This window comes from Prevotella pectinovora, assembly GCF_000834015.1.
Lineage (GTDB): Bacteria > Bacteroidota > Bacteroidia > Bacteroidales > Bacteroidaceae > Prevotella > Prevotella pectinovora.
Genome location: NZ_JXQI01000047.1, coordinates 1 through 20,322, shown reverse-complemented (window position 1 = coordinate 20,322; position 20,322 = coordinate 1). Strand labels below are relative to the sequence as shown.

General features: G+C 38.8%; 16 protein-coding genes and 2 pseudogenes. 7 read left to right on the top strand and 11 right to left on the bottom strand.

The features are described 5' to 3' along the window. From ST42_RS13495 to ST42_RS05670, 6 genes are all read left to right on the top strand, one after another. The coding region (locus ST42_RS13495; RefSeq protein ID WP_042520318.1) for an ISL3 family transposase at positions 1-117 on the top strand (117 nt) is incomplete at its 5' end. 604 nt (positions 118-721) lie between these two features. Then, positions 722-1,309, top strand: a complete 588-nt coding sequence (locus tag ST42_RS05690) for a hypothetical protein (RefSeq protein WP_042520256.1) — start codon at positions 722-724, stop codon at positions 1,307-1,309. 61 nt (positions 1,310-1,370) lie between these two features. Then, positions 1,371-1,721, top strand: a complete 351-nt coding sequence (locus ST42_RS05685) for a hypothetical protein (protein ID WP_042520257.1) — start codon at positions 1,371-1,373, stop codon at positions 1,719-1,721. A 184-nt stretch (positions 1,722-1,905) separates the two neighbouring features. Continuing rightward, positions 1,906-2,664 carry a ParA family protein gene (locus tag ST42_RS05680; RefSeq protein WP_042520258.1) on the top strand — a complete coding sequence of 253 codons (759 nt, stop codon included), beginning with the start codon at positions 1,906-1,908 and terminating at the stop codon, positions 2,662-2,664. Positions 2,665-2,666: 2 nt separating this feature from the next. Continuing rightward, on the top strand, positions 2,667-2,993 hold the full coding sequence (locus ST42_RS05675; protein ID WP_042520259.1) for a hypothetical protein: 327 nt from the start codon (positions 2,667-2,669) through the stop codon (positions 2,991-2,993). A gap of 142 nt (positions 2,994-3,135) precedes the next feature. Next, complete coding sequence (locus ST42_RS05670) at positions 3,136-3,657, top strand: hypothetical protein (RefSeq protein ID WP_042520260.1); 522 nt, start codon at positions 3,136-3,138, stop codon at positions 3,655-3,657. Between the two features lie 88 nt (positions 3,658-3,745). On the opposite strand, the gene ST42_RS05665 is transcribed toward ST42_RS05670, so the two are convergent. From ST42_RS05665 to ST42_RS05645, 6 genes and pseudogenes are all read right to left on the bottom strand, one after another. Beyond that, on the bottom strand, positions 3,746-5,029 hold the full coding sequence (locus tag ST42_RS05665) for a radical SAM protein (RefSeq protein ID WP_082028043.1): 1,284 nt from the start codon (positions 5,027-5,029) through the stop codon (positions 3,746-3,748). Between the two features lie 5 nt (positions 5,030-5,034). Then, positions 5,035-5,913 carry a radical SAM protein gene (locus ST42_RS05660; RefSeq protein ID WP_042520262.1) on the bottom strand — a complete coding sequence of 293 codons (879 nt, stop codon included), beginning with the start codon at positions 5,911-5,913 and terminating at the stop codon, positions 5,035-5,037. A 1,024-nt stretch (positions 5,914-6,937) separates the two neighbouring features. Then, positions 6,938-7,363, bottom strand: a pseudogene (locus ST42_RS14295) (A1S_2505 family phage non-structural protein); the annotation flags it as partial. Positions 7,364-7,837: 474 nt separating this feature from the next. Continuing rightward, a pseudogene (locus ST42_RS14290) lies at positions 7,838-8,245 on the bottom strand (DUF1810 domain-containing protein); the annotation flags it as partial. Between the two features lie 17 nt (positions 8,246-8,262). Then, a complete protein-coding gene (locus ST42_RS05650) occupies positions 8,263-9,057 on the bottom strand; it encodes an ADP-ribosylglycohydrolase family protein (protein ID WP_042520263.1) in 795 nt (264 codons plus the stop codon). Between the two features lie 15 nt (positions 9,058-9,072). Further along, positions 9,073-9,765: an NUDIX hydrolase gene (locus tag ST42_RS05645; protein ID WP_082028046.1), complete on the bottom strand. Its 693-nt coding sequence runs from the start codon at positions 9,763-9,765 to the stop codon at positions 9,073-9,075. Positions 9,766-10,496: 731 nt separating this feature from the next. Between ST42_RS05645 and ST42_RS05640 the strand changes: the two genes are divergently transcribed. Continuing rightward, positions 10,497-10,880, top strand: a complete 384-nt coding sequence (locus ST42_RS05640; RefSeq protein ID WP_042520264.1) for a single-stranded DNA-binding protein — start codon at positions 10,497-10,499, stop codon at positions 10,878-10,880. An 81-nt stretch (positions 10,881-10,961) separates the two neighbouring features. On the opposite strand, the gene ST42_RS05635 is transcribed toward ST42_RS05640, so the two are convergent. The 5 genes from ST42_RS05635 to ST42_RS05615 form a co-directional block, all read right to left on the bottom strand. Next, a complete protein-coding gene (locus tag ST42_RS05635; protein ID WP_044072764.1) occupies positions 10,962-13,616 on the bottom strand; it encodes a DUF262 domain-containing protein in 2,655 nt (884 codons plus the stop codon). Continuing rightward, positions 13,606-15,888: a DUF262 domain-containing protein gene (locus ST42_RS14285; protein ID WP_042520266.1), complete on the bottom strand. Its 2,283-nt coding sequence runs from the start codon at positions 15,886-15,888 to the stop codon at positions 13,606-13,608. The genes ST42_RS05635 and ST42_RS14285 overlap by 11 nt, the downstream gene beginning before the upstream one ends. A gap of 33 nt (positions 15,889-15,921) precedes the next feature. After that, positions 15,922-17,649 (bottom strand): GTPase, encoded by a 1,728-nt coding sequence (locus ST42_RS05625; RefSeq protein ID WP_042520267.1) that lies wholly within the window; start codon positions 17,647-17,649, stop codon positions 15,922-15,924. A 12-nt stretch (positions 17,650-17,661) separates the two neighbouring features. Further along, positions 17,662-19,845, bottom strand: a complete 2,184-nt coding sequence (locus tag ST42_RS05620) for a GTPase domain-containing protein (protein WP_231556929.1) — start codon at positions 19,843-19,845, stop codon at positions 17,662-17,664. A gap of 153 nt (positions 19,846-19,998) precedes the next feature. Next, positions 19,999-20,208, bottom strand: a complete 210-nt coding sequence (locus tag ST42_RS05615) for a helix-turn-helix transcriptional regulator (RefSeq protein ID WP_042520269.1) — start codon at positions 20,206-20,208, stop codon at positions 19,999-20,001. Positions 20,209-20,322: the final 114 nt, after the last annotated feature.

Genomic DNA, 20,322 nt, shown 5'->3' with positions numbered 1-20,322 from the left:
ACTGAAGGTATAAACAACAAGATTAAAGTGCTGAAAAGACAAATGTATGGATTCAGAAATGATGAATTCTTCACGTTAAAGCTATACGCTCTACACGACAAGCGTCTACGCATTTAACGGAAGAACCGTTTTTCTTGCAGAATGTGTTTGTTTTTTTAACAATTTTAGGCTAAGTGACATTCCTTCTTGCCACAATTTTGTTTCAATTAAAAGAAAAACAGGTGGATTTCAGCGTTGTAAGTTTAGGTTTAAGTTTAGATGTTCTTATATATATAATAAGGTAAGATAAACCAAAATCAAGTAGAATCTGGTTTGCAATTATAGTTTAACGGTTCATGTATATATACATGGGTAAACGTAAACCTTAAACTTGTTTGGCTGACGATTCAAAACCTTTCTCTTTTTACTGAAGATAAAGGTTCCTCAATCTATTCCCCTCCCCTTCTACTGCCAATAAGGTTTCTTCGTTTAGGACACAATTATAATCAATTGCCTTTTCTGCTTTCGTGAGTCGATGAAATTAGGTTGCAAAGGTAAATGTTGTGCCTTCATCTACCCAAGGTGATCCGTTGGTATGACTCAAAATCTCCACGCCATTCGGGTCGTATTTGGAGCCATAACCTTGTGCTGATGGTCACAACACCTTGTGAAGCAACATAATTTCTAATCACTCCCGAAAGTAGAGAAATCTACAGTAGGGAAATAAAAAAACATCGAGATTATGGCAAATCAAGCAACAACCACCTACAAGGTGACAGGCACACGCAAAGCAGTGAACGACCTGTGGAGCACACTCCAAAAGATGGAGGTGAACAGTAAGAACATCTGGCTTTACCAGTTGGCAGAGCATTACGGCATCGACTACGAAACAAAGCAAATCAGTGTGCGTGGTCACATCTATTGGGCAGAATATGAGGAAGACCCAAACAATGACTACTATCTACTTTCCTTTGAAACAGAAACGGCATGGGATGCTTGCAATGAGTTATTCGAGGAGATTAACCATCTGCTGTGGGATGAACTCTCTATCTCATACAGAGTCTGTGAATGCGGCTGTGAGGTTTATTATGTGCATGATGAAGGTGACTTCTTCCCTGAAGAGGTAGCAGTCAGTTCCAGCGGAGAACCATTTGAGGATGCTTGTGATGACATCTACACTACCCTCAAAGATGCTATCAATGATTGGTGTGAGAAGATGCACATCGAGCAAGGTGAGCGAACCGATGAGGAAATGATGAACTTCATCAATGAATATGAGTATGACGATGATGATACATACTTCTATATCCGTCAATTTACTTTTGAATAACTAACCAGCGGTGGTATGCGGTCGCAATCGATGGCATACCATCGCATAAAATCCATAACGTATGACAACAATTCAATCAATCCTATACCGACTGACTAAAGCAGTTAGCGGTACTGACAAAGAACTCTACACCGAAGATGAGCTGAACAAGTTTGCGTCCTTCTATCTCGACAAGTGGGATGAGAACACAAGCGAGAATGTAATTGCAGAGTCTTTCACAGATTCCTGGTGGAAAACTGACAGAACTTGCAGAAGGTGCTCTGTCTGTGGCAAGCTAATGCGTGAAGGCTATTGTGTCGATATGGGTGCTGCCTACTACTGCACTGACGAATGCCTTCACACAGAATACTCAGATGAGGAATGGGCAGAAGAGTGTGAGAACAACGACCAGAGTTATTACACCGAATGGTAAAGTGTCTCTCTTCTTTCTTTGAACTTGCTATATAAGTACTATATTGTTTTTCTTATATAGGTGCTATTCTTCGCCTACTTCTTATTTAACTATACCTTTGTACACGGTTACACATGTATATATGTGTACAAGTTGACAAACATTCATCTGGACATATTTATATAATAATAACAACTAGATTTCTATGTTACACAAAGTCATCACTTTAGCCAACTTCAAAGGCGGCGTAGGAAAATCGACATCTACTGCTGCTATTGGTGCTTGTTTAGCCATGAAAGGCTACAAGGTTTTGCTGGTTGACCTCGACGGTCAAAGTAATCTCACGCTCTATTATGTTCCAAACGCAGATATAATGGAAGATAGTATTTTTGATACTTTGGTCTCTGGTAAAGCGATTCCAATCATTAACGTCAAACCGAACCTTGACATTGTTCCATCATCCCTGGAAATGTCAAGTGCCGAGATTGCAATGACTAATACGCTTGCCAGAGAGCAAGTCCTGTCACGAGCACTGTCTGATGTCAAAGTCAATTATGACTTCATTCTTATTGATTGCCCCCCATCTTTAGGCATAGTAACAACAAATGCCTTTATAGCAGCTGACGAGATCTTGGTTCCAATGACCCCAGAACTCTTGCCGCTAAAAGGCATGAAGATGCTCGATTCCTTTGTAAGTTCATTGAAGGTTGTAAGACCATCGGTTAAGTTAAGCGGTGTTTTCATCACCAGATACAACCATCGAAAACTCAATAAAGCCGTGTCTGAAGCTTTGAAGAAAAGGTACGCTGACATCACTTTTAAAACCATTATCAGAGAGAATATCTCTATAGCAGAGTCTGCTGGAAGCGGTCAGAGCATCTTTGAATACGAGCCTAACTCAAACGGAGCAAAAGACTATCTTGAACTAACAGAGGAAATACTCAGACAATTCAACATTTCATAACTATGAGCAAGAAGAACATGGATGCTTTACTCAGCAATATCATGGGTGAAGCAATAGAAAGACCTACAGATATTACTGTTGCAGAGCCGACTCAACCTGACAAGGCTCCTCTTTCATCCAAGGAGAAAAAGAAAGATGTACCTTCAAGACACTTCACTTTTATCTGTTCCACTGAACTTGCCAATAAGGTTCAGGCTATAGCCCGTAAGGAAGGCTTTACTATACGTGCCTTAATGGAATATATGATGCGACAAGGTATTGATTCCTACGAAAGCAAGCATGGTAAAATAAAGAAAATCAAAGTAAAAGGAGTGTCCGACGTAATGTAAACTTATATACATGAATACAATTATACAAGTGGACAAGGCTACAAGTAAACTTGTTTTCAAGTACACATATATACAAGTGGTTAAGTAAACAAGTACACATGTATTCTTGTACACAAATTAAAACTCAAAAAACATAAGTAAAATGAAAATATTAATTCCACTTGCCATCCTCTCAGTCATGATGGCTCTTCCCACGTTCCTAACATCATGTAGCAGTGACGATGAACTTCTTCCTGACACGCCAGAAGTGCTGAAGCCAACAATCACGAATTGGATAGAGCCTTGGCATGTCCAAGGTTCGGGTATTGATGAAGTCAAAGCGTACATGTCGACTTCAATGAATGGCTACACTCTGACAAATGAATCAAGCTCAACAGCAAACTATCAGTTGGTGTATTCTGGTTCTTATGAATCCACAGGTGTGATATATAGTTTCACAAAGCATGAAGGTGGTTTGTACTCTGTTATTGATACAGAGTTGTGTGTAAACAAGTCTGTTATCATCAAGTATCTCAAAGAACACTATTCCCTTGTGGCTGGGGCTGGCAGTGACGATAAGAAAATTCAATACCTATTTACCACTCCTGACAAATCAACAGTCATCACTACCTTAAAGGTATCTGATGAGTGCTTTAATGTCAGTTATTCATTTGTGACTCATTGAACATATTCAAGAGAATCATCTTCTGTAACCATCCTCAGGACGCATATCTTGAAGATGGTTATATATTTTTGTAACCTTGTGTACCTGTTTACTTGTACACAACAGAAACGGTATGGGATGCGTAAAACAAAGAGAACAATGCTCCATAATGTTTGAAGCCCTTTTTTGTAATGAACATCCAGTCTCTTTCCCCTTTATACAAGAGTCCTTCGTCAATACAGAAACTAAGTATCTCGTTCAGACTCCTTTCACTTATGCCATAGTCTCTTAATCTGGCAATAGAGAATGAACCATTATAAGCAGATATTGCCATATATTTTGAAGCCAGTTCGGTTGGCGGCAGAAGATAAGTGAATAGTTCTGGGTAGCCCTTTTTGTTGAGTTCATTTTGCGGTGTTACCGCAAGTTTACCCACATTATACGCAATTCCTGAAGAACTCATGCTTTGGGCAGACAAGCCAAAACCTTTGTATGCAGCTCCGTTGAGCATCCTTTCTCTGAGGTATGATGATACTCCTTCGTCTGTCGCATCAACGGAGAATGTGTTTTGTCCAAACCGAGCATAATACCCCAAGGCTATGAGTCCGTCATAATACTGAACATATTGGTCAAACAACTCTTCCTTGGAGAATGACTCCTTTGCTGAAATCATATTGGTTCGCAACTCATATAGAGTAACCTGCTGTGGCCTTAAACGGCTAATCAATTCAAGGTCTTGACGAATGGTTAATTCATTCTGTCCGTTAAGACCATACATGAAGTCCAGGTTTACTTTCTTGATTCCTTTTTCCCAAGCCTTCTCCAGCCATGATGACATGATTGCTTCGTTGGAACTTCCCCTTTGGTGCTGGTGCAAAACCGAATTGCACGAAGACTGTACTCCCAAAGACAACCTGTGAAAGCCGTTTTTAGACATTGCTTCCAACTTCTGTTCTGACAGTGTGTTGAAAGTTCCTTCTATGCTTGGCTCATATTGGTCATCAAGTTCCACCCCCGAAATAGCTCTCTGATAGATTTGCATCAGCAATGAGAAATTCTTCTCTGATAGTGATGTCGGCGTTCCACCTCCAATGTCAAAGCCAAGCAATGTGACATCTTTGTACTGCTGCTTGAATCGCTCAATATCATTGGCTATTGCAAGCAGATAGTCCCGTTGTACGTTTTCATCTGGACAGAGCATCCTTGTGTATTCACAGAATGAGCACAGTTGCTTGCAGAAAGGAATATGAATATAGAATGACAATCGGTGGTCATTCTCAAAAGAAAGAGGACCTGGTACACGATAGACTGCCCAATCAGATGGACTGATGGGGTAGGAAGTGTTCCAACAAGGGTCATTCTTCCTTGACTGATATAATTCTGCTATTGTCATTCTACTTAATATATGATGTTGTCTTGATGAAATCCCTGTCTTAGATACTCGCCATCATAGACAAGGGATGATTCGCAATAGTTTGGGTTGGCATAATTGCGCATGTATATCTCCAGAATCTTCAAATCACGATTGTACAGATAGTTGCTGCATTTGCAATCGCTCCCTCTATTCATGGATTTTGTAAAATACACATGTGGAATGCTATCCAAATGAATATCTTCCAAATCCACGAAATGTTCCCAGCAATAGTCATTCACCTTCATCAAGGCGACGAAACCAACACGAGGAATGCCGAGGTCGAGGTTGAAATCCAGCATCTTGTGCGCTTCCTCTGCATTATCAATGTAACCTTTAACCAGATTGCAACTGGAGTTCACCTTTTGCAAGTCTATCCCTTCAAAGTCGAATGCCTTTTCAGGTATTCGACAACCATATAACTCTGACAACTTTGACACATCATAATGATGTAGGGACATGGATATGCTGTCCCATCGGGGATGCCGCATCATTTCTTGTGACTGGGGAAGAAGCCCATTGGTGTTCAGATGAAGATGTATGTCATCAAAGGAGTTTTCCTCAACAGTATCAAGAATCTTATAAACCAAAGGCGATACAACAGACGGCTCTCCTCCTGTAATGTTGATTCTATTGATGCATATGCCATTTCCCTTTAGTTCTTTAATAACAGTTATCAGTTTGGGGATATTGAATACGCTTGAAGCATCAGTTGAATTGGCATTGCTGCAAAACTTGCAGTGCGCATTGCATCCCTTCGTTACCTTTACAAACAGGTTTACGGAGGGAGCGATACGTTGACCTGGCTCGTCCATGACATTACAGCCATGAGATTTGACAGCTATTTCTTTTCCAAAAATCTCCATTACACTTCAAATAATCACATCAACATCCTCTGGTCTGTCGCCTTACATCATCGATGAATTTTCTTTTTTCTCCTAAAGAAGCGAAATGAACCCTGCCATAATATTCTATGAACACAGGCTTCTTTACTGTACCAACGGGGATATAGTAACGCTCTCTAAGAATTTCATAGTTGCCTTTGCTTACCTCACGCATTAAAACTTTCTTGACCAATTGCATCTCATATATTTCGTGTCCGCTTCGTGGACCTTTCCCCTCTCCACATGCCTTTATGTATCGACGTGAAAAGTCATCTTTCACATAGACAGGAGCTGTGCCTGGATTCTTGGGAAGGAAAACCTCTGGATGGCATGCGCTGTCTACGGTAAAATCAGAGGCAATGACTTGATCAATACCCATGTCTTTCACCCTCTTAGCGTGTTCGGAGAACATAATCTGTTCGAGAAGCTGATTGTCTAATGTTCCATTGACAGTTACATTATCCCATTGTTTTTGTAATCCACTAAGGAACCAGTTTATAGGATAATTACCAAATCTCGGTAATGGATCATTCATGTAGCTATTGTCGCCACAATTAAAACGTCCAGTGGCCAGACTAAGCAAATCATATCGCAAGTCTTCAACATCTGTGTAATGACAGATGTCGTTCAACGTTTTCAGAAGAATTAGCAACTTTGTTCTTTGGCGATTGGCGAAGATAATATCAATCTCTGACTTTTCCTTATCATCAAAGGCTGCCTCTAATTTCTCAACAAACCTCCCCATGTGGAATCTATTGCCTTCAAACAACTCATTCTTGTTATTATAGAGAACTCTCTCCATAACATCTAATGAGTCTTGGTTTACTGCGCCTCGGTGTTGATATTGTTCGATAATCGCGCCAAAGTCTGGGAAAAGTTCCTCAAAGGAATGATAATGTTTTTGTTCATTCAGTGTCTTGACTATATCCGCAAATGTGCGGCATTGTCCATACATCATCATCTTGTAAGGTTTTGGAGCATGTGGCATGTTCGCTGCTGTAGGATCTTTCAACACTTCTGCAAAAGCTTTTGGCAGACATATATTGGCAACACCCATTGCTTCTTTAAACAATGGAGCTATGTCGCTATCCTTGAAGCCCGCAATGCCGCATCCGATACGTGTAACATAAAAGAACAACTCGGTATGTTCCTTAGCGAAACCAACAAACTGATCAACATACGGCTTAATAGTATCCACACCACCCTGCATAGTGGGTATTGCGTAGCTTTGTCCTTGAAGTCCTACGCCTTGTCCCCAAATAGCTCCAAACTTGTTTATGGCAGCCCTGGCAGCTCCACCTCCATGATGTCCATGAAGGTTGCTTCCAAAGACAAACACTTCGTCTGACTTCAAGGAATCGATGGCAACTGGAGTATATTCTGGGCGTATAATGCCATTGTATTTCCTGCCTGGTGCTTGTTCTATAGGCATACATAAAGACTCTTTTATGTAAGAGTCTATTACAGGTCTTACTCGCATGTCATTCTTATATTTATTCCAGAACTCGTCAAAGGCATCTGCTATTTGTAATAGCTGATTATCTTTTGCCAATTGGTAGCGACTGTATATGTCTTTCATTTCATTGAACAAGGCATCATCCTTGGCACTATCGGCGATCTTCTGGAAGAAGGTTTCCATATAGCTCAGGATTCTGAGCTTCACATTTGATACTCTATAGACTGAGAAATCCTCTTTATTCCACAAATGACGAGAAACAAGCATTCGCATGGTTTCACCTCGTCCAAATAAATCTAATAGTGTACCTAAGCAATTATTATACGTCAGCTTATCTGAGCCATCAATCCCTTCAAGGAAAGCTCTTGGCACTTCACTTTGGATTCCGTTTCTTCTGAATGCGTCGTCTCCCTTATAATAGGACAACTCTGATGACACAATCTGAAGGGTTTTCTGACAACGCTCCTTGTTGAAATAGTTCTCCAGAAAATCTGCGAAGATTTCATCAGGAGATACAAGGTCAAATAAGGTCAGACATGAACGAAGCTTCATGGCATCCAACTTTCCGAATATCTCTTCAGCATCACCATGGACAGGAAGAGCGTTCATAACCTTATATAGGCGTTCCCCTAACGTATCATGTCTAAGATACGCTAAGGCTTCAAGCAAGGACTTGATGCTAAACTTCTGAGACGTACTGCTATGTCCCAGCCCATGGATTTGTGGGAAAACATACCACATCCAATGAGACTGTTTCCAACCGTCCTTTATTTCTTTCAAGGCAATATTGTATGAATCGTAAGTGTCTTGTGCTTTTACGAATCTCTCTAAATCGAACAGATCAACGTTATTGTACATATTATGCTCTCCTTTTTTTATTGATTTACATAATGGTCTAATTCCTCATTCACTTCAAGCATCCATTCTGGAAGCTTTGCTTTTGCATTGGCAATTAGTTCTTCTGGCATGGTCTTGTAGAAAACGTATGCCATAGGCCCTGAAATAGCCGCAAGTGTGTCGGCATCCCCACCCAAAGCAATAGCAAGTTTCAGGCAGTCTTCATAGTCCTTGCTTTCCAAGAAACAGATAAGTGCCGCAGGAATAGTCTGCTGGCATGTTTCATCAAAGCCATATCCTGGTTTAATGCCTTCATACGTCAATCCAGACCAATTCGGATAATACTCATCCAACACTTGCTTACGGATGAAGTCTTTATCCTTGCCTTGCATTCCGTAAAAGATAGCAAGTGCTGTTGCTACTGCACCTTTGATACCTTCTGGATGGTCATGCGTAGGAAGTGCAGTCTTTGTTGCCAAGTCAATACACTCCTCGACACTTTTTGCCATAAAACCAGCAGCGGAAACTCTCATTCCACTACCATTGCCATAAGAATGGTAAGACGGTTGTATTTCCTTTGCTATAAGCCATCTTGCAAAACGTCCGCCAAATCCACGATAGAAGTCGGCTCGACACCGATTCCATAGATTCTCAGCCATGTTCAAGCCTCTTAATAATGCTTCTGCACAGGCAAAGGTACATACAGTATCATCGGTATATGTATTTGTCGGAAGCAACAAATCGACTGCATTGTAGTCTTTTGTTCTTCCTTTGAACTCGTAAGGCATACCGGCTATATCGCCGATAGCAGCACTCAGCAACAGATTCTTCATAATAGGGTCTCCTTTCTAAAATTCCAGCCGGAATCCTTTTTGTTTTAATTCATTATAACTCTCTTCATTGAAACTATACAGATAAGCCTCACGCTTCGACGTAGGCCATACGGTTTCATCCAGTTGTTTGAGAATGTTGAAATGCAGCATCTTCTTAGCGAAGTTACTTCTGTCAAACCGCACATCCAATATGGCTTCATACAAGTTCTGCAGTTGCTTCAACGTAAACTTCTCTGGCAACAGCTCAAATCCTATTGGCTCAAAATGGATGCGCTCTCTAAGTCGCTTTAGGGCTTCTCTTAAAATTCTATCATGGTCAAAAGCCAGTTGAGGAACGGCATCAAGAGCGAACCATGCGGCTCTTGCTGCGTCATCACCACCTTTTACGTCCTGTATTCTAACAAGAGCATAAAAGGCTACAGTTATAACTCTTTCTCGCGGATCCCTATTCGGGTCGCTGAAAGTATGAAACTGTTCAATGTATGCACCTGTCAGTCCTGTTTCCTCTTTGAGTTCACGGAGTGCTCCTTCCTCACAAGATTCTTCCATCTTGATAAAGCCTCCGTGGAAAGCCCAATGCCCTTTGTAAGGTTCAATACCTCTTTCCACAAGCAGAACCTGAAGTTTTGTACCATCAAATCCAAATATCACACAGTCTGTTGTGACAGATGGATGAGGGTATTTATAACTATACATTTTATCTTCCATTTTGTTCTTTGGTAAATTTTACACTGCAAAGATATACATATTGTTTTGAACAACAAAATTATTTAGGTAAAATATACACAAGAGCTGCACGATTTATTAACTTTGTGCATTATTTGACCTCTAAATGCTTTAAGTAGAAGGCTCACTTGACCTTCTTCTATACTATTTTCGTTTCCTTCTCATCTTCCATATCCTCGTTGGAAATCTTATAGAGGCTGCCAAACATGGCGAGCCAGATTATTCCTGTAATGTCGTCCTTTCCTTTGGTGTAGCCCATTCGTATGTGGCATAACCCTTCATTATGTCAAATGGCATTTTGTTCTTTTTGCACCCACTTTCTCCTTCCTTTAGCCTGACGCTATTCCTCGCTGTCCTTCTCCGTCCGATGAATGGTGATCGCAACTGGTCTTAGCTGTGACTGCCTTGCATTCTCCTTTTCGTATCTGCCACTGAATTGTTCTTATTCCGACTTCTTCATCTTTGACTTTTCCTGGCGAAGCGAGTACACTTACTTTTTCCGTCGCAAAGTTAGTGCAAGCCGTATTCTGCAAGTACCAGAGACTTATTCCCTGAATTTTTTCAAAAACTTTTTGCCGTCTGTGCCAGCCAATAAAAACTTTTCACGGCCCAAGGGTGAAACAATTCGGTAATTCCTTGCATTCCCATACTTCCCTTGCCAACTCTTAAAGCAACGTAAAAAATAAATGTATCACTTCTAAAAATTCAAAAAAATGAAAAAGATCGAGAACAATTTCACAGTAACAGGTTTCGTAGGTAAGGATGCAGGAATCCGTCAGTTCACAACCGCTTCTGTAGCACGTTTCTCACTGGCTATCGGCCGTAATGAGAAGAACGGCGAGGAAAACAACCGCGTTTCAGCTTTCGTCAATGTGGAAGCATGGCGTAAGAACGAGAACGCTGAGTCATTCGACAAACTCTCCAAGGGTTCTATGCTCACAGTCGAGGGCTACTTCAAGCCAGAGGAATGGAGCGACCAGGAAGGTGTCAAGCACAACCGCATCGTGCTGGTAGCCACCAAGTTCTATGAGACTCCCGACAAGGAGGAAGAAGCTCCGAAGGAGGAGAAGAAAACTTCAAAGAAGAAGGCCAAGTAAGCCTTCTTCTTTGTTTTATTATTCCTTATTATTTTGATATTTATCTATAACTATAATGCTCAATTCTAGTGATTGCAGACCTTATACTAATTTATAGTTCTTTTCGATAAACTGTTGCATTGCATATGCCCAAATAATAGCATCATGTATATTATCCTTATAGAATACTTGTGAGTTATTTGGCATTAAGCCACAAATTACTTTTCTTGTATCTAAATCATTAATTGCCTGCCAGTTCTCATCAACTGCTATCATTTCGAACCGCCATCTCCTCGAAGAAGTATGTCTAATCATTAGTTGATACTTTTGATCATTCACCTTAAATGTTAAAACAGTATGCCGTGGATAACCATGAGGGTAATAGCCATACCTTAGTCCCTTCTCGGTCAAGAGTAGGTGTAGATGATAAGACCATGTCTCATACTGATTGGTACCTCCACCCTTTTGCCTGACAACCCAAGCAGTACCATTATCATTAAGCCAAATAAATCTTTGCCAAGCTTCATGCCATATTCTTGGATTAACCAGAAGTGGCCAACGCCAATCAAATATTTGTTTTTTAGCTTCATTAATAATATTTCGAAGTGATTCTTTTACCTGTTCTATATCTGAGAAAAGACAATTACTGTCATTAAGCACAGCCTTTAGACATTCAACACCGTCCTTATAAATAGAGTAATCATCATTGCAATCAATACCATTGAATTGTACCATCTGCCTAAAACTGTACGAACGGGAATTTATGGATTGATCCATCATAGAATAGATAATACTCCGATTGTCTTCTTTCCTAAAATAACATCCTTGTGACAACATCGCTCTTTCAAACAAACAGTCTGTTCGGAATTCAGTTCTTTCAAGATAAGATAGTAACATATCCATCTTCTTTTTGTAGGTGTCAAACAAATCCCTGTACTTCTTATGAGTCGATGTGTCCCATTTACTAATATCTTGATATTTTTTTTCTGACAACCCTGAAAAATACATAAGATATCCAGAACGACCAGGCCAAGCAGTTACATTATCAGCTTCAGTAATGGACTTTTCCCAATTATTATCACAAGCAATTAACTGTGCTTTTAATATTTCTTCTTTTATCTGTGACTGAGGGAATGGTGTACACTCCAACGAACTTGTGAGATGAGAAAGATAATAGATGATATCCCCATCTCCCATAGATGAAAATACGAAGTTCAGATATTTAAGGGCTTTCTGCATGTCAGAAACACCATTGATTTCAGTTGATTCAACCATGTTTCTCACGAAACGCATCCATCTATTGAGAGGCAAATAACCATCCTCATCACATTTTTGTATTGCATTTTTAAATTTGACACAATACTCAGACATTGCCCAGAACAAAAGCCTTGTCTGGTATGTTATGGAGGTTATTTTACTATTTCTACCATCGATTCCATAGAACATGATGATATTCAATTGTTCTTCAATATTAATGAACTCTTTATCGACCTTGTACTTTTCCGCAAAATCGCCTTTAAGGTCACAGATGAAACTTAAAGCGTCATATACGCTTTGACATACGCTTTCATTATTATTATGTCGTTTCTTTTGTTCTTCGTCCTCAAAAATGCAACCATCCTTATCTTCATTAAAGACACCGAGTTCTGTATAACGGTAAAAAGTTAGATGCATATTGGGATTAGCCTTCTTTGCCACCTGACTTTCAAACAATTCGTCCAGACCATTATCATTACTATTTGCTAATATAGCATATTTATTGGCAAGAGCGACCTTTATAACATTCATCATCATGCCATCTGTGTTATCCCTATAGTAAACAGGTTTATCCTCTTCTGACTTTGGTCTAACGTTATTTCGCATATTCCAGAACACATCAGCCCACTTGCCATCAATGTTTCCTGCGAAGTCGCTATTAACACTTGTACTCTTTGTCATGAAGGACTCGAATCTAGCCTTGAAAGTTTCAAAATCACTTAACGGTTTCCCACGAGAGTTCATCTTGATGTATAACTCATCTGAAAGATGGAAATCCCCTTTGTTAAGATATAGTAAGTTAAAAGTGATAGCAACATCTTCAACATCCTTACAAATTAGTCTTTTGAAGAATGCTTTTGCCTTTACTTCTCTATTGATACCTCTTGATATGTTATTAAAAAGATATGATATTGTATCAAGCATGGTTAACATACCACTTACGGTGGGGTCATTTTTCCACTGATCATGGAACCATCCTTCATTTTTAAGTGTTTTGCTAATTGGTGCCTTTCCTCCCTGATTTATACTATCCACTATATCCTTTGGATGGACATATTCAAGAATTCTCTCACAAAATTCTGTAGAACTTAAACGAGTCATATAAGAGAATCTGCCGATAAAATGCATACGCATCAGCCGGAAAGAAGCATCATTCCATATGGAAAGAAACCAATGTAGAAGAAAAAGTGTTGTTAGACGTTGCTGGCCATCAAGAGGCACAAAGTTTTCGTAATTTACATTTTTGAGAGAAATATCTTTAGGCTTTTCCAACGAGCCATAGATAAAATCTAACTCTTGTTTTCCTTCTTTGGAATCTAATACTTCAAACAATTTCTTTAAGAAAGGCTCACGTATTTGACGAACATCATCGTTACTTCTTCCTTGAGCATAATCACGCTGAATAATAGGGATTACTATTGCATTCTCCGTGGTAAGATGCCACAAACAGCTTTTCTTACCTTGTTGAATATCACTTTCTTTAAATATCTTATTGCTCATGTCTAATCAGTTTTAATAATTCATTACACTTTACATACTCAGGTAAATTGTTTTGAATAAGAAGTTCTTTGTTTAGGAATTTACGTCCTGACCTATTCAAAGTATTAAATATCTCAGCCAAATATCTCAAAGCGTCATTTTCATCCCACTCTAGCATATTTGTCATTCGATGGCTATAAGCTTTCACAAAGACATTGTACGTACCGATAGGAACGAATACACCACGTGTTATGTTTTTAATAACACGCATACGTTTATATGGGAATATTGCATTGCCATAACTCTTATTCGTCCCTTCATCAAGCAACACTTGATTCCAAATAAAATCCCTTCGGTCGTCTTCCTCGTTTAGCGTAGAATCTTTTATGTTCATCGAATCAACAATTTGACTGAAAACGTATTGAGACAACTCTTCTTGTTCTTTACCCCTAGCAAGGAAAATTTTAAAAAGTGCTTTACAGATGCTTGAATCTTCCATCTGGGATATATATTCCTCATACTTAGGCTTAACAATATCTATTGCCTCTGACACCAATTGTTCATTGCTCTTACGTTCATTCTTTGGTATTTTGATGTTAGTTGCGGTCAAATCTTCAATTACTTCAAAATAGCTGATGTCTGTATAATACTCTAGCATTTGTGCTGCAAATTGGAAACATCTAGACTTTTTGTTTGGATCAAAAGGTGTATTTGGAGCAACATGTTCCTCATTCCATGGAGTGTGCTTATAGTAATGGAATGGGAAACGATCAGACTTCTCAGAATTATCAAGTACTGTCAAGACATTGAAAAGTAATAAAGTTGGAGTTAGCCCCTTCTGGCTCTTCATAAGATGCTTTGACTCATAACTTGAAGTTTGTTTGCGAATAAGCTCTTCAAGCTTTTTAATAAATTCCGCCTTCTTCGGAACAGGTAGAGCCTTGCCATCTTTGTCTTGTGGAAACTGAATGTTCTTTATTTCATTCACGGAGTGCCCCTGAGATATGAGATAACCAATATAGTGGTAATATGTCTTATTATCATACCAGTCTTGCATGGTTTGTATAAGTTCTCGTACTCGCTTCCATTCCTTATTTACAAATTCAATAGCATCATCGCCATTCTCTTTATTATTTTGAAAAAGTGAATCGTAAAACTCGAAAGTGAAATAATACCTATCACTATTCGATTTCTCCTTATTTGCTAGTAGGTCAAATAGATACTCAATACGAGTCTCATACGACATCCCTACATTATTGTCGTATATGAAATCCCAGAAAAAAGGATCCTGCAGCTTTCTTTCTATTTCGTCCCACTGTCTTGCCAAATTAGTTCTATAATCCTCACTTTTAATCTTAACATCATCAGATAAAGAAGGGAAGTTGCCTTCCTGCAATAGCATTGCTTTGATAAGTTCTGCATTGGTGAGAGGTATCTTTCCTGTATTAAGACGGTCGAATATCTCATGGTCATTTTCATTTTCTGTGTCTAGTTCATACCATATAACATGACATTTGCTCCTTATACAAGTTTCAAACTCTGTTACTGCATTGATTCTTTTTTTACTCTCTGGACAGGATAGATTGTCTAAGGTATAATCATCCGGAGTGTCAGCATCAATCCACTTCAGGAAGTCTAAAGTAGCATTGTATGCACGGAATATATGGAAGTAGTCGCTATTTTTTTGCATCTCATCTTCATTACATCTACTCTCTAACCAAACAGAACTCTTATTTCTTGTCTGATATTCAATGGTGTATGTGGCATCTGTTAAAGTAGGCATAAGTTCTGATGCTAATTCTGGATGATTTGCTAACACATTATAATGTAACTTAGCCACGCCATAATCTTTTATGGCCTGCTGAATGATGAGCAACGTAGTTAGCCGCTGTTGTCCGTCAATTACATAGTATTTTCCATCCTTTGGTTTTACCACAACAGGTTGGAGACAATAGAAATCGCTATCGCTATCGTCATCATCGCTATGGTTTAACTTGAAGTCCCAAATGTCATTGAGAAGTTTAAGGACTTCCGTTCTTGTCCATTTATAACCTCTTTGATAATCAGGTATAAAGAAATCATACTTCTCCTTTATAAGCTGATCAAGTGATTTTCTTATTAGCTTCATACACTTATTATTAATGAATTGTGCTGAGTCAGTTATTAATTTTATATTTTGCAATATTTCTCTCTCAATCCACGCACATACTTCTGCACCGGCCAATGCATAGTGGTGATCTTCTAACTCATAACCACAGTCAGCAGCTACAGTCTGAAACCAGTGGTTTTCCAAATCAGGGTATACATTTGCCTAGCAACACCTTTTTTAAACGGCAGTCTGAATGTTCGAAATTAGTTTTCTCACCCTTTGCAGTAAATTGCTCAATTTTACATAGTGTTCGTTTGCCGTATCGATGTTATTGTTAATCTCTTCTATATCATGGTCTATTTGCTTGATATGTGGATTGATGTTCTTCTCAATCCATGTGTTTGTTGCCTTGTCGTATTCAAGATCAATTACATTTGACACATCACGGAAGCATGAGCGAATTTCATTTCTTCCTTCGGCGAGTTGTGCTTCCATCTTGTCCTCTTGTTTGTCATTGTAAATCTGCAAACCAACAGATAGCACAGAGCCTACCACACCTAAAACACGTGAACCATTTGCGATATTCTTAGTCCATCTAACTGCCTGCCATGGCTCGAATTTATGTCCAAAGAAATGCCCTACGGTAAGTACTGCATCATGTAGTTTTGAACCAGAATATGTGGATGTCTTAAAAATTGATGAAAACCCATTGCCAGCATTAGGACCGACTGACATTGATGCAATTCTTGTTCCGATGTCTTTCATATAGCTACTAGCCTTTTCCAAATTGCGGCGAGTATTGTCTGAAATGTTTAAGCTCTTTATGCGGTTCTCCATCGCAGTCTGCAAGTCACGTGCAAATTCTGTTTTTGAAAGATCCTCAACTTTCTTCTGAAGACTTTTTGCTTCAAGATTTAATATTTTCTCAACTTCTGCTGTAAGAACTTCTGTGCTACGGTCAACGGCAGCCTGTTTTTCCGCAAGCATCTTGTTGGTCTCGTCCTGTTTTTGAGTACTTGTCAGTTTGTTAGCAATCTCGTTTCCCCATGACTGTACTTTATACGAATTATCACGAACAGCCATAGACACTTTTTCCTTAATACGTGACTTGGACTCTTCGAGAATACGTCTTTTCTCGTTTAACATATGTATAGAGCCATCCACTATGACATCACCAGTCTTCATGCTGGAGACAATGTCTGTGAGGATTTTCTCTGTTTCATAGAGTGATGTGGTCATAGAACCCAATAAACCTTTATCTGATATAAAACGATTAAGATTGTCTATTAGGTTCTGCATGCCACTTTTACTAATCAGTTTCTCCTGATATTTTTCATATTTAGGAGTGAAGGCCTGCATATACCAGTTGGTACAGATGAATGTCGTGTACATGTCATCAACGGAATAAGGAGCGATAACAGGCTCTATATCTTTTTTAATCAGTACGTTCTGCTGTTCGGGCGTGTTCCCACCTGCAGTCCGGTCCATCTTGTTGACTACAAGCATCATCTCGTGTCCTTTGCCTTTCTCATTGATTAATTTACGGAAATGCTCGGCAAGATGACTGGAGAATCCTTCACTTGTAAGAACAAACACAATAAGGTCTGCCTTAGAAATTTCCTTGTAAGTAATCTCATCATGATCAGGTCTGTTCTGAGTGTGAATGCCCGGAGTGTCGGTAACATGCACGCCTTGCCAATCAAACGACTGACATTCAGCAGTTGTGATGCCACCTCCTACTGCCAGTTTTTTTCCTGTCAAGATAGAGAGGAGGGATGATTTGCCTGCACTGTATTGACCTGCAAAAACCACGTTAATTTTTTTGTTGTCACTATACAAGCTGGAAGGAATCTGTGAGGCTTTTGACTTCACCTCCGGATTCTCCGAGTTGTGAAGAACATCCTTTATTTCCTTAAACAATTCCTGTGCTTCGGAATTGTATTTTTCAAAATAAGTTTTCTGCATATATAAAAGTCTTTAACGTTTTATTATGTGTACATTCAATATCTGTTGAAGCAAGAGCAGGTTTGTTTCATTCTCTGCCGACAAGTTTGTATCTATTGGGATATAAACAACTTTCTGCTTAAAGTCATCTTTCTCAATGAACTTAATCTTCATTGGAATTTGCAAATGAAAATATCCTTTTAAAATACGAAGTTGATTTTCTATATTACCAGTTAAACTTCTATTGAATATTCTAACTTCTTCTTTGTTGCCAATTTTTTCGGAAATTCTGGCAGACAATTTTTTTAGCGATTCATCACTACATCCTATAACAGTCTTCTTTCCCGGTATACGTGCAACAAAATCTATGTGGTCAAGAGCTGATGTCCTGATTCCCAGATCATAGAGTGCAGAAATTATAATCTTCTTAGATATAGTAGTATGGTGTTCCAAATACCGCAACCCTAATTCGCGCTGGCTATTTGCGAGTGTAAGTAGAGTTGTATTGATTATACTAAATCTATTGTATGAATCAGACAATAGTCCTGATATTACGTCAGAGTTAAATGCTTTATACATTTTGTCTTTTGTCGTACGTTTATTATCTATCAGACTGTGCCTTAATGAGCGTTCTTGTTCTACTCGTGCCTTTCTTAATTTCATTTCTCTTGAATCACTGAGCCATGAGAAAATTCCAAATAATAATGCGCCTCCAGCAGCTATCCAACCAACGACTGGAATGGCTGCTGCAGCTGCTGCAACTCCGTAAACATGAACAGCAACAAGCAATCCTACTTCAGCCACAGAACCAGCAGCGCCTATGCCTGCACTGGCCCATCCCCACCTTCTCTTCCAATTAGCAATATCAGACCCTTTTTGGTCGGAACTTATGTCAGATATTATTTTTGTTTGTAGTTTTGATTCTGTTTCAAGCACCTTAAACAACAGATCGACTTTGTCTTTTGCTTTTTTTACACTTGATGTATAGCAATCTTGAATTTTTTCGCTCAGTCGCATAGACTCTACATGTTTCTTCCATCTTTCGCCGAAATCATTCCTTTCCAGGTTGTCCTCAACGAAATGTGGGATAGAAGAAATCACGTCCTCATAGATTTGATCAACACGCTTTATCATTTGGGGACGTTCCTCGTCAATGTATTCTCGTTGCCAATTACAGAACTCAGACATCTTTTCTTGGGTTATCAAAAATTTAAGATATGCCATATTACTATTCTCAAATAGAGCCAATGACTGACTGTACAACGGGCTATCGATGATAGAAAAGAAGCATTTACGTCTGAAAGAGATTCCGTTTCTAATAACGACCTTTTGAATTTCTTTTTCTACAATATAAAAGCGGCTTGCTTTCAAAAGAGCCTGGCGTTTTTGTGCATATTCTTTCTTGTTAGCCAAATATCTTGCTTGCAGCTGAGTGACATAAATATCTATATGTTCATTAGGAAGTTGCTCCTTAACAAAATTGTTGAATTGCTCAATAATCTCTTTGATTCTACTATCTTTCAAGATCTCATCAGGATTGTCAAGGAACATTTCCATGTCCAATTCGTCTTCCAATGTATATTTTGCATTGCATAGGCATACTATTGGCTTGTCCTCTCTTTTCAATCGTACCAACCAATCGGCTTCCGTTGCTTCAGGCTGACCATCTGAAATCATAAATACAACAATGTCTGCAGACTTAGCAGCTTCAAATGCCAATCTGTCATCTGTGTCACCTTGGAATGCTTCAATTCCTGGGATGTCTGTTATAGTTAGTCCTTTCCACTTATATTGACGCACATTCAAGGTTGTACGCTGTCCACCTTTGCCTATAGAGCTTCCATTACCATTGGTAAGGATTTCCATCAAGGTACTCTTGCCTACTTTTGTTCTGCCAAATAAGGTGATGTTGAACTTGTTTGCTTCCTTGATTTTTTTATCCACAAGTTGCTCAACCTCATCATATTCACTAACGAAAGTTGTTTTTATCTTGGTCAGTTGTTTCTTCAAAGAAGTTAGAATCTCCTCATCACGTATCTTTTGTTTAGATATTTCTTTGATACATGAAACAATCTCCTTGTTAGCCTTTTCTATTGAATCTTTTATGAATGCAACGTTTTCCTTCGCCTCTTTAGAACTTGAAGCTGCGACTTTTTTGCATTCCTCTATAGCTTTAGCTAACTGAGAATCTTGTTCTTTATTGTAATCTTCAGACATAGAATCAGTCATGTGAGTTAAGAAAGATGGATAATTTAATTCAATGATACAATTCATTTCGAACTGCTATAAAATATATGCCATAAAATAAATTGTTTATCATTTGGGTACAAAGATACAGATATGAAGCGAACTCAATGTTCGCTTATAACATTAAAAAGTTTTTTTCTTTCCAACTAATAATTCTCTAATATCAATATTTAACAACTCTGCTATCTTTGACAACGTTAACAAGTCGGGTTGAACCGTATTTGTACACCATTTGGATATGGTTACAGGGTCTTTCCCTAATTGTTCTGCCAACCACTTGTTTGTTTGCCCTGCGTCAGCAAGAGCTGCCTTTAGCCTATTCAGATTATTCATATTACAATTATTAAATTAAATTCTGATGCAAATTTAATAATTTTCCATGTAATAAAAGAAACTTATTATAAAAAATCATTAAATTCACTTTAAATGCAATGACTATTCCTAAAA